Annotated in this window: 12 protein-coding genes; 9 read left to right on the top strand and 3 right to left on the bottom strand. The window is 59.5% G+C overall.

Features of this window, described 5'->3' with window-relative positions:
* The first annotated feature begins 282 nt into the window (after positions 1–282).
* From CKW24_RS22870 to CKW24_RS22895, 6 genes are all read left to right on the top strand, one after another.
* Positions 283–729, top strand: coding sequence for a hypothetical protein (locus CKW24_RS22870; protein WP_095170440.1), 447 nt, complete (start codon positions 283–285; stop codon positions 727–729).
* 1 nt (position 730) lies between these two features.
* Positions 731–1,309, top strand: coding sequence for an adhesin (locus CKW24_RS22875; protein WP_095170441.1), 579 nt, complete (start codon positions 731–733; stop codon positions 1,307–1,309).
* 64 nt (positions 1,310–1,373) lie between these two features.
* Positions 1,374–2,351, top strand: coding sequence for a heme utilization protein (locus CKW24_RS22880; RefSeq protein ID WP_095170442.1), 978 nt, complete (start codon positions 1,374–1,376; stop codon positions 2,349–2,351).
* A gap of 64 nt (positions 2,352–2,415) precedes the next feature.
* Complete coding sequence (locus CKW24_RS22885; protein WP_095170443.1) at positions 2,416–3,096, top strand: C39 family peptidase; 681 nt, start codon at positions 2,416–2,418, stop codon at positions 3,094–3,096.
* A gap of 47 nt (positions 3,097–3,143) precedes the next feature.
* Entirely contained in the window at positions 3,144–3,899 is a 756-nt protein-coding gene (locus CKW24_RS22890; protein ID WP_095170444.1) for a hypothetical protein, read from the top strand.
* A gap of 46 nt (positions 3,900–3,945) precedes the next feature.
* Positions 3,946–5,259 (top strand): transporter, encoded by a 1,314-nt coding sequence (locus CKW24_RS22895; protein ID WP_095170445.1) that lies wholly within the window; start codon positions 3,946–3,948, stop codon positions 5,257–5,259.
* A gap of 66 nt (positions 5,260–5,325) precedes the next feature.
* Here CKW24_RS22895 and CKW24_RS22900 read toward each other — a convergent pair whose 3' ends face one another.
* Entirely contained in the window at positions 5,326–6,651 is a 1,326-nt protein-coding gene (locus tag CKW24_RS22900; RefSeq protein WP_095170446.1) for a sigma-54 dependent transcriptional regulator, read from the bottom strand.
* A 343-nt stretch (positions 6,652–6,994) separates the two neighbouring features.
* Here CKW24_RS22900 and CKW24_RS22905 point away from each other — a divergent pair, with 343 nt between their 5' ends.
* The 3 genes from CKW24_RS22905 to nhaB all read left to right on the top strand — a co-directional run bounded on the left by CKW24_RS22905 (position 6,995) and on the right by nhaB (position 10,462).
* On the top strand, positions 6,995–7,261 hold the full coding sequence (locus tag CKW24_RS22905; protein ID WP_095170447.1) for a hypothetical protein: 267 nt from the start codon (positions 6,995–6,997) through the stop codon (positions 7,259–7,261).
* A gap of 305 nt (positions 7,262–7,566) precedes the next feature.
* The gene (locus CKW24_RS22910; RefSeq protein WP_095170448.1) at positions 7,567–8,865 is read left to right on the top strand and encodes a hypothetical protein; all 1,299 of its coding nucleotides are present in this window, start codon (positions 7,567–7,569) and stop codon (positions 8,863–8,865) included.
* Positions 8,866–8,959: 94 nt separating this feature from the next.
* Positions 8,960–10,462 carry a sodium/proton antiporter NhaB gene (nhaB, locus tag CKW24_RS22915; RefSeq protein ID WP_095170449.1) on the top strand — a complete coding sequence of 501 codons (1,503 nt, stop codon included), beginning with the start codon at positions 8,960–8,962 and terminating at the stop codon, positions 10,460–10,462.
* A 254-nt stretch (positions 10,463–10,716) separates the two neighbouring features.
* Here the strand turns inward: nhaB and zwf are convergent, their stop codons facing one another.
* Positions 10,717–12,237, bottom strand: a complete 1,521-nt coding sequence (gene zwf / locus CKW24_RS22920) for a glucose-6-phosphate dehydrogenase (protein ID WP_095170450.1) — start codon at positions 12,235–12,237, stop codon at positions 10,717–10,719.
* Complete coding sequence (gene gnd / locus CKW24_RS22925; protein ID WP_335929850.1) at positions 12,234–13,268, bottom strand: phosphogluconate dehydrogenase (NAD(+)-dependent, decarboxylating); 1,035 nt, start codon at positions 13,266–13,268, stop codon at positions 12,234–12,236. Before gnd ends, zwf begins: the two co-directional genes overlap by 4 nt.
* Positions 13,269–13,302 lie beyond the last annotated feature (34 nt).

Genomic DNA, 13,302 nt, shown 5'->3' on the forward strand with positions numbered 1-13,302 from the left:
ATGCAGCGAAACCGCCGATACAAGCGGGTTCACCGCGTTGTCACGCGCACTGTTACACCACTGATACAGCCCCGCCAGAACCCTTGTTCCAGAGCTTTACCTCGACCCCTGCCACGTGCTGGCGGCGTGCCCTGTCTCATGCTTGATACAGTGCCAGCCGGTGATTACCCGGTTGAATCGCCAAGTCGTTGAATTCATGTAAAAAACAAAAAGCGGCACAGCTTCTGCTCTCTCCCTGACAACGCTGACAGGGCCAGCGCATAAAAGAGAAGGAGCGCCGACATGGAGAATAACGATAAAGGCTTTACCCGCTTGCTGATGTTCGGATGCGCATTGAGCTCCGTGCTCAGTATGCCGGTCCAGGCTGAGGGTAATGGCGTCATCGTGCTTCAACGTGACGTCCAGCCCCGCTCCATCGGCAGACAACCTTTCGACAAAGACCCCTACCCCACCACCGTCAACGCCAACCCGTCCGCACGGGTCGTGCAAGCCACCAACAACGAACTGAGTGACGGCGACTTTGCCGGCATCAATAGTGGCTATCGGGTGATCAATCAAAACGTTGTACCCAACCCCAAAAGCGGCGCCGGGATCAACGTACTGACCAATCCCAATGGTCTGCCCGGCATGTCGGCCGGACACGGCGGCGGCAGTGGCAACGCGATCTCCGGCACCATCACTCGCACCATCAATATCGGCCTGTCGCCTTTGACCAACATGGGGAAATGAGATGAAGCGCACCCTGATCTTCATTGCCCTGCTGGGCAGCACCTGCGCGATGGCCGACTCCGCTGTCAACGTCGTGAACAACTCGACCCTGAGCAACTCCGGGGCCAACTACAAAGGCAACATGATGATGAACCAGGCTGCCGGCGACCAGCAACAACAGGTCAACAGCCGCGCCATTGCGATCGGTACCGAGGCTTCGGCCAGCGGCAACCTGCGCCAGTCCATCACCACGCCTGCCGACCGCTCGATGAACGCAACCAGTGCCATCACGGGCAACGCGTTCAGTAATGGCAACGGCGCACTGGGTGTAAACCAGTCGGCCGGCGCCAACAACCAGATGATCAATGCCATGCGGATCAGCGTCAGCGCCGTACCGCAAAGCATCGACGACAGCGTCCTGTCCCAACAGAACGTGGCGCTGTTACCAGACTCAGGAGCAACTGGCACTTCGCAAGGCAGCCGCCAGGTCGTTACCAGCGACCAGGCCTTCACCGGCAGCCGAGGAGTGATACAGGTGAACCAGAGTGCAGGGGTGGGGAACCGAATGGCTAACACCCTGAGCATCCGGGTCGCTGACTGACCCAAACCGCAGTGCGATTAGAAAGTACCAACACTTAACCAACTAATAAGCACGGAGAAACACCATGAAACCTACAACAGCTCTGAAACCACTGGTTTTCGCTCTGGCAGCGGTCATGGCAATTGCGGCTCAGGCCGATGGCGGCAAACGTCATCATCCGACTAAACCACAAGGTCCAACCCTGGATCAGATCCTGTCCATCACCGCCGGTGCTGGCGCCGCGATCCTCGACGAACAGGACAGCAGCGACAACAGCGTGCTCAACCAAGGCACCAACAACAATGCCAAGGCTGATAACTCGCTCAATGGTTCCAACGGCAACATGGGCGCCAACGTTGCAGCCGGTGCTGGCAACCAGCAAGACAACGCTGCGGCGATCGCCACCGCCGATGAAAAATTCATCTTCGGCAGCGCCGTTGCGCTCTCCAGCGCCACTCAAACCAACACCGATAACTATGTGAAAAACCGCTCCACCCAAAACAACGCTACGCTTAACAACTCAGCCAACAACGGCTCCGGCAACATTGGTGTCAACGTGGCTGCTGGCGACTTCAACCAACAGAAAAACAACCTCGCCATTGCTGTTTCGGCAGGTCGCGTAGCCACGGCAGCCGCTGCGGCCAACCAGACTTCTACTGGTCTTGAAGTGGAAAACAAAGCGGATCGCGTAACCAAAGTGGTTGACCTCAAAGGCAGCTTCAAAGCCCACGGCAGCTACAAAGGCACCGGCTACGGCACCATTGACGGTGGCAAAAAAGGTCACGACGACGACGACAGATATGGCGGTGGCAACAACAAAGATCAGAAATTCACCTTCAAAGAACAAGGAAGTATCGAACTGGCTGGCTACTGGACTCAGCAAGTGCTGACCAAAGATGGCTGGAAAAACCCAGTGGTCAACAATGCTTCGATGACCGGCTCCATGAATGGCTTCTCGGGTAACGGCGGTGCCAACGTTGCAGCAGGCGTGGGCAACCAACAAAGCAACTCGCTGTCCATCGCTGCAGGCTGCAAAGCTTGCCCTGGCGGCAACAGCTTCTAACTGCGAAGACCAAGGAAGCCCCGGAAACGGGGCTTTTCTTCAGACCCTACAAGGCGTATCGACCATGCGTGTTGCTGCCCTCTCACTGATGCTTTGTCTGACTGGCCTGACTCAGGCTGCACAGATGCCAGTGGCCGCCCTTCCCGGCGGCGTCATGGTGTACAAAGAAGTGCAAAGCTTGCGCGAGCGCAAATTCGCTGACCTGGTCCAACAGAAAACCGATTTCAGTTGTGGCGCCGCCGCGCTGGCAACGGTGTTACGCCAGGCCTACTGGCTGGATGTCGATGAAGAGCACGTCATCAAAGGCATGTTGGTCAACGCTGACCAGGACCTGGTACGTACCCAGGGTTTTTCCATGCTGGACATGAAGCGCTACATAGAAAGTATCGGCATGCGTGCCCGGGGCTACCGGATCCCTCCGGAAAAACTGGAAGCGGTAACGATTCCCGTAGTGGTTCTGATGGATATTCGTGGTTACAAGCACTTCGTGGTGCTACAGCGGGCACAAAAAGACTGGGTGTACATCGGTGATCCGGTCCTGGGCCACAAACGTTATTCCCACGAAGACTTTGTCAAAGGTTGGAACGGTATTGTGTTTGCCATCATCGGCCCCGGTTACGACAAGGCCAACGCCTTGCTCGATCCACCGGCACCGCTGACTGCCAAGAACAAGCTGGACAATTTCAACCCTGTCAAAGATGCCGAGTTGATGGAGTTTGGATTTATTCAGAGCGATTTCTTCTAGGCGCTCAATAAATATAAAGGAGCAGTTGGACGCTCCAGGAGCCGAAGATGAAAACTTCACATTGGGTGGTCGCCGCATGCTTGGCTGCGAGCTTTCCGTCGCTCACCTACGCAGGTTTTACCCCGATAGAGATCAAAGACTCGGAACTGGCTCAGTTGCGCGGTCGTTACGTCATGCCCGGGCGGATCATCAGCTTTGGTGTGGTCATGAGCAGTACCTGGCGCAATGCCAGTGGCGACATCATCGGTGCCTCCACTTCCATGCAGATTCAGTCCTCAACGGTCAAACCACAGTTTTACGTGTCGACCGTGAATGAGCCCGGCAAAGGCGGCCATACGCCACAACAGGGCAGCGGCAACGTAATAGGCGGCAACGCCTTGAGCACGACCCAGGGCATCACCCAGACCGTGCGTGCCGCGGGCGATGGTAACAGTGCCTACAACGATGTCGGTATCAACGTCAAAGAAGCTTCCAGCGCTCCGGCGCCAATCACTCCGCCTGCGGGCAGTCAGATATTGACCGCTGGCAACACCATCAATGCCAGCAACGGCGCCGGCTCGATCGCCGTGACAGCCACCAGTGGCGGCATTCAGATGGCCATCTCCGCCAACAATAATCAGGGTAATGCCCTGCAGCAAGTCGCCCAGGGTGGACTGCTGCAAAACACCCGCCTGCTGGGCAACAGCAACGTGGTGAATAACCTGACTCAACTCAACGTGGTACTCAATAACAATGGCCCAAGCGCCGGCGCGTTGGATTGCAACCTGAGCCAACTCACAGGACTACGCAACATGGGATATTGAACTACGCTGACTTTCGACCATTGGGCTCAAAGGGACGGCTTATTTCATGTATCGATCGGTGTCATTACGCGCGGTTGTATGTCTGAGTACTCTATTCCCCGCTGCACTGCTTCAAGCAGCGACTGACCCGGACGTAGAGTCCCTGAAACAAGAACTTCTGGAGTTGAAACAACGCTACGAAGTCCAGCAAAAAGCCCTGGCGGTGCTCGAGCAGCGAGTCCGCCAGGTTGAAGATCAACCGGCCGAACCGCCGCCAAAACGGCTGGCCAAATCGCCCGCCGACATGCGCGGCAATAATCAGGTCGCCGGTACAGGCGCCGGGGCAGCATCAGGTGGGGCCGCTGGGGGCGGAGGCGCCAAGGGCAGTTCCTACGGCCAGTCGCTGGCCGACGACACCCAACCGGCACAGAGTGTGTCGAACCTCTATGACGAAGCCAGTGGCTTCTTCGGTGGCGGCAAGTTCAGCGTCGAGACCGGCCTGACCTACGCCCGCTACGACTCCCGGCAACTGGTCCTCAACGGTTTCCTGGCCCTGGACTCGATCTTCCTCGGCAACATCAACCTGGACCGGATCAAGTCTGACACCTGGACCATGGACGTCACCGGACGCTACAACCTCAACAACCGCTGGCAGTTCGACCTCAACGTCCCCCTGGTCTACCGCGAGTCGACCTATCAGTCCGGCGGTGCATCTGGCGGTTCGGCAAGCGTCACCACGGAGGAGACGGTGACCCAGGACCCAACCATCGGCGACGTCAACTTCGGTGTCGCCTACAAGTTCATGGACGAGTCGGTCACCGCCCCGGATGCGGTACTGACCCTGCGCGTCAAGGCGCCGACCGGCAAGGAGCCGTTCGGCATCAAGTTGCGCCAGGTCAGCGACAATACCAACCTGTTCGTACCGGATGACCTGCCAACCGGTAACGGTGTCTGGTCGGTTACCCCAGGGATCTCCCTGGTCAAGACCTTCGATCCGGCCGTGCTGTTCGGCTCCCTGTCCTATACCCACAACCTGGAGGAGTCGTTTGACGACATCAGCGCTGACGTCAACCAGAAGACGCCGGGCAAAGTGCGCCTGGGCGACAGTTTCCAGATCGGCGCGGGCGTCGCGTTCGCCTTGAACGAGAAAATGAGTATGTCGTTCTCGGTCTCCGACCTGGTGCAAAAAAAGAGCAAGCTCAAGCCTGATGGCGGCGACTGGCAATCGGTGACGTCCAGCGACGCCAACGCCGGCTACTTCAACGTCGGCATGACCGTGGCGGCCAGTGACAACCTGACCATCGTCCCCAACCTGTCGATCGGCCTGACCGACGATGCGCCGGACTTCACCTTCAGCCTGAAATTCCCTTACTACTTCTGACCCCTGTTACACAGCAAAAGGCCCGCTGCGAGGTGATCGCAGCGGGCCTTTCACTTTCACCCCGCCCTAGCGGATCTGGTGCTTGTGCAGCAAGCGGTAGAACGTTGGCCGGGACACCCCCAGCACCCGGGCGGCGACACTGAGGTTGTCGCTGTGCCGGTTAAGAACATCACACAAGGCCTGGCGTTCGGCCCGGGTCTTGTAGTCTTCCAGGGTGCCCATGGGCGTGGCGATCGCCTGATGGCTGATCAAGCCGAGGTCACGGGCCTCGATCTGCCGGCCTTCGGCCAACACCAGGCCGCGGCGCACCCGGTTCGCCAGTTCACGGACATTGCCCGGCCAATCGTGCTTGCCCATGGCCACCAGGGCGTCCTCGCTGAAACTGCGGGGCCGGCGTCCGGTTTCCTGGCTATAGAAGTGGGAGAAATGGTTGGCCAGCATCGACAAGTCGCCATGGCGCTCGCGCAAAGGCGCGGTAATCACTTGCAGGACATTGAGCCGGTAATACAGGTCTTCGCGAAAGCGCTTGGCCTCGATGGCCGACTCGAGGTCTACGTGCGTGGCGGCCAGTACCCGCACATCCACCGGAATTGGCTGGCTACCGCCTACCCGCTCGATATGTTTTTCCTGCAGGAAGCGCAACAGGTTGGCTTGCAATTCCAGCGGCAGGTCGCCGATTTCGTCGAGAAACAGCGTGCCGCCATGCGCGGCCTCGATGCGGCCGATCTTGCGCTGATGGGCGCCGGTGAAGGCACCCTTCTCATGGCCAAACAGTTCGGACTGGATCAGGTGTTCGGGGATCGCCCCGCAGTTGATCGCCACAAAGGGCTTGCTGTGGCGTTGCGACTGGCGGTGCAGGGTCCTGGCCACCAGTTCCTTGCCGGTGCCGCTTTCGCCACGGATCAACACCGGGGACTCGGTCGGCGCCAGCTTGCTGAGCAGTTTGCGCAGTTCGCGGATCGGCTTGCTGTCGCCCAGCAGTTCGTGCGCCGGCTGGTCGACATGAATCGTACCCTGGCCGCGCAAGCGCGCCATGCCAAAGGCCCGGCCCAGGGTGACCTGGACCCTGGAGACGTCGAACGGCAAGGTATGAAAGTCGAAGAACCATTCGCAGACAAAGTCGCCAACGTTCTGCAGGCGTAACACTTCCTGGTTCAATACGGCAATCCATTCGGTGCCGCTGCGGCTGATGAGGTCCTTGACCGCTTCGGGCCGCTCCAGGTGAAACGGTTGCAGGCGCAGCAGGCCGACGTCGCAACTGCGGTCGCCGGCATTTTCCAGGCTGCAGCTGTCGACATCCCAGCCGATGGCGCGCAGACCGGGCAACAATTGGTGGCAATCGTCACAGGGATCCACCACCAACAGACGGCGTAGTGCAGGGACTTCGAGCATGACTGTTCCTTGGCGCCAAATAATGGAAAAGTTATTAGAAACAGTCGTTTGGCAGACCTGGGTGTAACATTAGCAAGAACTTGACAGGGTCTTGTATCGTTTAACTATAAGGTTAATGGCGTTTTAGTTATAAGTAGCAAGTTGCTTAGCAAGCTATCGAATCCCAAGCTTTCATTCAGCTTTCAAAGTGTCCGCTAATCCCAAGTCTATGAAAGAAAGTTTAAATTTCTTTAGAAGATGTGTGACCTACCCGGTGGTTGCGCGCATCAGTACAAGTAACCAGCCGAACGGTAAGCCCAACCGACGGCAGATCACTTGATTGGGCACTACGAGAGAAGACCCCATGAACGCCCCGCTCCGTCTCAACGAAGCTCTTTTGATTGCCGACCACGCATTTACTCCTTTCCAATGCGTGGCTTGGGCCCCACAAGATGGCACTGGCGAACTGACGCTGACCGTGATCGACCGTACCAGCACCCCGATTGAACGCAAGCAAGTGCCGTCCAGCATCTACACCGACCCGGTACAGCTCGAGAGCCTGCTCAAGCAGGCGCGTGCCGAACTGAGCGAAGAAGGTTACCAGTTGCAATCCTGGACTATGCCGCAATAAAACAGCGCGCGGGTCACTGATCCAGGTGGCCCGCCTGTTTATCGAGATAACTTCCTGGCATCCTCTGCCGCAATCTCGGTGAGCCTTGGTTAGTTAGCCAGGAAAACTCCGGTTAATTGACGACAAGCGGTCGCTTTTCATGGCTAATCCGAACTTCAGCTCGCAAAGACACTGTTCTGGCACACAACGCCGCACCGCCTGTAATTTCTGACAGTTGTGCATTATTTGAATCAGCGCTTGAATGTTTTCTTCATTAAGTCCTCCTCCTCGATACCGGATCAGGTCGACTCGCAAGGAGAAGCGGCATGTCCATCCACGCCATTCACAGCGCCCTGGCTTACTGTGCCCCCACAGATACGGCAGGACAACTTGACAGCAGTTTTGCCTGCGCCGGCAAAGCCTGGGTCGATTTCCCCGGCAGCCAGTGGAGCCTGGCCAATGACGTTACGGTCGACCGCCAGGGCCGATTGCTGGTCGCGGCCAAAGTCGGCCTGGATCACGGCTGCCATTTCGGCCTGGCCCGCCTGCACACGGACGGTTCGCCGGACCTGAGCTTTGGCACTCAGGGCTGCGTGCTCGGACAATTCGCGCCAGGCCTGGAGTCCTCTGGCGGCAAGGTGCTGGCCTTGGCCGACGGGCGCATCCTGGTATCGGGTCTGATATATGAAAGCCCATACCGCACCCTCCCTGCCCTCGCCTTGTTCGACTCTCAGGGTCGCCCGGACTTCTCGTTCGGTGATGGCGGCGTACAGGTGGTCCGCCTGCCGGGCAACCTATCCCAGGGCCTGCGTGACGCCTGGCTGCCTCCCGGCGTACCCGGCGCCGAAGCCTGCGACGCTCAGGTTCAGGCCGATGGGCGGATCCTGCTATTGGCCAATCACCATTTCGAATTTGCCGATCATGTCGGCATCCTGATTCGCCTGGAGCCGGATGGCAGCCTGGACACCTCGTTCAATGGCCGGGGGTTTGTCATGGTCCGCCATTTGCTCCTCAACACCTGGCTGTCCAGCATCCTGGTGCAGCGCGATGGCGCAATTGTGGTCGGCGGCTCGATCGACCTGCCCCAGGAAGGTTTGCTGGCACGCTTCGACAAGGATGGCCACCTGGATAGCAGTTTTGCCGAACACGGCTTCCTGAGTTTCCGCGCCCAGGAGCGCAGTGCCCAGGTCAGTCGGGTGGTGCAACACGTGGATGGGCACCTGCAGTGTTTTGGCAGCAGTCGCGACCCAATGCATTGCCTGTCCCTAAACGTACGTTGCGATGGTCGTCCAGACATGACTAACAACGCAGGCCATGCCCACCTCACACAGATCGCCAAGGTTCCCAGCCAATGGACGGCTGCAACTACCTGCCCGGATGGTCGGGTGCTCAGCGTGGGTGCCACTATCGGCGGGGTCGAGGCAGACTTCCTGGTCGCCCGGCACTTGGCCGACGGCCGCCCGGACCTGGATTTCGGCGAGGGTAACGGCTGGGTTCGCACCCGCCTGGGGCATAGCCTGGACACCGCGACCTCACTGGTGGTGCAGGAGGACGAAGGAATCGTGGTCGGCGGCTACTCGCTGGACGGTCACTATCGTGCCGTGCTGGTTCGCTATCGGGCTTAACCCCGATCGTTCATGAACAACAATAAAACTCAAGAACTTGATCTTGTCCGAGTGTTACGGCAAGTTGCGCGCTTCTTAATCAAAGGAGCAGCCGATGTCCGGTTCAATGGCCCAGGCGTTTGCGCATAATTTCCTCGGGCATTCGCCGCGCTGGTACAAGGCGAGCATTCTCGCTTTCCTGATACTCAACCCCTTGCTGCTGTGGACCGCTGGCCCGGTGGTGGCTGGCTGGTTGCTGGTGGCCGAGTTCATCTTCTGCCTGGCCATGGCCCTCAAGTGCTACCCCTTGATGCCGGGTGGCTTGCTGATGGTCGAGGCGCTGCTGCTGGGCATGACCACGCCCCAGGCGCTGTATGACGAGTTGCTACACAACTTCCCGGTGATCCTGCTGCTGATGTTCATGGTGGCCGGGATTTACTTCATGAAGGACCTGCTGCTGTTCCTGTTCTCCCGGTTGTTGCTGGGCGTGCGCTCCAAGGCCGTACTGGCGTTGCTGTTCTGCTTTCTCTCAGCCTTTCTTTCGGCGTTTCTCGACGCCTTGACCGTGACGGCAGTAATTATCAGCGCGGCGGTGGGGTTTTACTCGGTCTATCACCGCGTCGCCTCGGGCAACGATCCGCGCCAGGACAGCGCGTTCAATGACGACCACGACTTGCCGGTGTTGCACCACGAAGACCTCGAACAGTTTCGCGCCTTCCTGCGCAGTCTGTTGATGCACGGCGCGGTGGGGACCGCCCTGGGCGGCGTGTGCACCCTGGTGGGTGAGCCGCAGAACCTGCTGATCGGCCATGAGATGGGCTGGCATTTTGCAGAATTCTTCCTCAAGGTCGCGCCGGTCTCGCTGCCGGTACTGGCCGCCGGCCTGGTGACCTGCGTGCTGCTGGAGAAACTGCGCTGGTTCGGGTATGGCACGCTGCTCCCGGACTCCGTACGCACGGTGCTGGCCGACTACGCGGCGCAGGACAACGCCGAACGCACCAACCGCCAGCGCGCAGCCTTGTTGGTGCAAGGCGCAGCGGCGGTGATCCTGATCATCTGCCTGGCGCTGCACGTGGCTGAAGTGGGCCTGATCGGGCTGATGGTGATTGTGTTGATCACTTCGCTGACCGGGATTACCGATGAGCATCGCCTCGGCAACGCTTTCAAGGACGCCATGCCCTTTACCGCGCTGCTGGTGGCTTTTTTTGCCGTGGTGGCAGTCATTCACGATCAACAACTGTTCACCCCGTTGATCCAGTGGGTGCTGGCCCTGCCCGTCGAGCAGCAACCGGGCATGCTGTTCATTGCCAATGGCCTGTTGTCGGCGATCAGTGACAATGTGTTCGTCGCGACTATCTACATCACCGAGGTCAAGCAGGCGTTCCTCTCCGGCCACATGAGCCGGGAGCACTTCGAGACCCTGGCGATTGCCATCAACACCGGTACTAACCTGCCCAGCGTTGCCACTCCCAACGGTCAGGCGGCATTCCTGTTCCTGCTGACCTCGGCGATCGCGCCGCTGATTCGCCTGTCGTACGGGCGCATGGTGTGGATGGCGTTGCCCTATACCGTGGTGATGGGCGTATTGGGTTGGTATGCGGTGAGCTACTGGTTGTAGTGGTGTGCGAGCGAGCGCGCTCCAGGCTGAACGCGTAACCTTGTGGGAGCGAGCTTGCTCGCGATGGTCTGGGGCGCGCCGCGTTTATCCTGGATTTACGCGTCGTTCTTGAGTTCTTCGCGAGCAGGCTCGCTCCTACAAGGGGTAGCGTTCACATTGTGGCTCCCGCTTGCGGCGCCCGCTTGCGAGCTTGCTCGCGATGGTCTGGAACGCGCCGCGGCCGCCAACGATAACGCGTCGGCCTGGCGTCGGGGTCAGCCCAGGCTGTGCCACTTGCGGCCGTCGCGGGCCAGCAGTTCGTCGGCGGCGCTGGGGCCGTCGGTGCCGGCGGCATAGGCCTGGACGCTGGCGTCTTCCTGCCAGGCATCGAGGAAGGGTTGCACCGCACGCCAGCCGTTTTCGATGTTGTCGGCGCGCTGGAACAGGGTCTGATCGCCGGTCAGGCAATCGTAGATCAAGGTTTCGTAGCCCGTGGAGGGCTGCATTTCGAAGAAATCCTTGTAGGCAAACCCGAGTTCGATGTTGGCCATGTCCAGCGCCGGGCCCGGACGTTTGGCCAGCAGGTCGAACCACATGCCTTCATTGGGCTGGATCTGAATTCTGAGGTAAGTCGGTTGTAGCTCATCGACTTCCGTATCGCGAAACTGCGCGTAGGGCGCAGGCTTGAAGCAGATGGCAATTTCCGTGTCGCGCACGCTCATGCGCTTGCCGGTGCGCAGGTAGAACGGCACGCCAACCCAGCGCCAGTTGTCGATCATCACTTTGAGCGCCACGAAGGTTTCCGTGGTGCTGTCAGGCGCCACTTTGGGCTCCTCGCGATAACCGGCCACCGGCTGGCCGCCGCTGTCTCCCGCGCTGTACTGGCCACGTACCGAGTTGGCACGCGCCTCAGCCGTTGACCAGGGGCGGATCGCCCCTACCACCTTGGCCTTTTCACCGCGGACCGCATCGGCGCCAAACGCAGCCGGCGGTTCCATGGCAACCATGGCCAACAGCTGGAACAGGTGATTGGGCACCATGTCGCGCAAGGCGCCAGTGTGCTCGTAAAAACTGCCACGGGTCTCGACGCCGACGGTTTCCGCGGCGGTAATCTGGACGTGGTCGATGTAATGGTTGTTCCAGAACGCTTCGAACAGGCTGTTGGAAAACCGGCTGACCAGAATGTTCTGCACGGTTTCCTTGCCCAGGTAGTGGTCGATCCGGTAGATCTGCTTTTCCGTCATCACCTTGAGCAGACACGCGTTCAAGGCTTCGGCGGTATGCAGGTCGGAACCAAAGGGCTTTTCAATCACCACCCGGCGAAAAGCCTCGGGGCCCTCCTCCAGCAGCCCGGCCGAACCGAGCTGGCGCACCACTTCGCTGAAGAAACGCGGTGCGGTGGCCAGGTAGAACACCGCATTGCCTGTGCCGCTATCGGCGATTTTCGCCGCCAGCGCCTGGTAGGTGCTAGCGTCGAGAAAGTCACCCTGGACGTAGCTGATGCCCTTGGCCAGCTTGGCCCAGAGCGCCGGGTCCAGGGAGTCATGGCCGTTACCGACCTTGTTCGCCGCCTCGTTGCGGATGAAGTCTTCGAGTTTTTTCGCGAAGTCGAGATCGCTGATGGCGTTGTGATCCACCCCGATGATCCGCAAGTTGTCCCCCAACAAACCATCGCGACTGAGGTTGTACAGCGCCGGCATCAGCAAGCGCTTGACCAGGTCGCCATGGGCACCGAACAGAAACAGTGTGGTAGCCGGTGCTGGTTGTGCCTTGGACTTCTTGCGGATCGAGGTCATTTTTTCGGAGTCTCGACGTGGCCACCAAAACCGAAGCGCTGGGCCGAAAGGATCTTGTCACCGTAGACGCCTTGCTGGCGCGAGCGATAACGGGAGAACAGCGAGCTGGACAACACCGGCACCGGTACTGCCTGTTCCATGGCCGCCTCGATGGTCCAGCGCCCTTCACCGCTGTCAGCCACGGAGCCGGAGTAACCCTCAAGCTTCGGATCGCTGGCCAGCGCATCGGCGGTCAGGTCCAGCAACCAGGACGAAACCACGCTGCCACGACGCCAGACCTCTGCGATATCGGCGACGTTCAGGTTAAAACGCTGGTCTTCCGGCAGCATTTCCGAGGATTTGGTCTTGAGGATGTCGAAGCCTTCGGCAAACGCCTGCATCATCCCGTATTCGATACCGTTGTGAATCATCTTCACGAAGTGCCCGGAACCGGCAGGGCCGGCGTGGATATAGCCGCGCTCGGCACGGTCATCTTCCGACACCCGGTCCTTGGTCCGCGGGATATCGCCCATGCCCGGGGCCAGCGCCTCGAACAACGGGTCCAAACGCTTCACTTCGTCGCAGTCGCCGCCGATCATCATGCAATAACCACGCTCCAGGCCCCACACGCCGCCGGAAGTGCCGACGTCGATGTACTTCAGGCCTTTTTGCGCCAAGGTCTTGGCACGACGGATATCGTCTTTATAGAAGGTGTTGCCGCCGTCGATGATCACGTCACCGGCTTCCAGCAGCTCGCTCAGGGTTTCGATGGTGTCTTCGGTCGGTGCGCCAGCGGGCAACATGACCCATACCGCGCGCGGCTTGGCCAGGCCAGCCACCAGTGCTGGCAGGTCGGCAACGCCGGTCGCGCCTTCTTGAGCCAGGGTATCAACGAACGCGGTGTTGCGGTCGTAGACCACAGTGCTATGCCCGTTGAGCATCAGGCGCCGTGCAATGTTGCCGCCCATGCGGCCCAGTCCAATGATCCCTAATTGCATGTGCTGATGCTCCTTACTGCGAAAAAATAGTGTGCCAAAAGTCGATAGCGCCACGAACCAAGTCAAGCTTAGTCCAGAGCGTTGCTAC

It is taken from the genome of Pseudomonas sp. Irchel 3H3 (assembly GCF_900187635.1).
Classification (GTDB): Bacteria; Pseudomonadota; Gammaproteobacteria; order Pseudomonadales; family Pseudomonadaceae; genus Aquipseudomonas.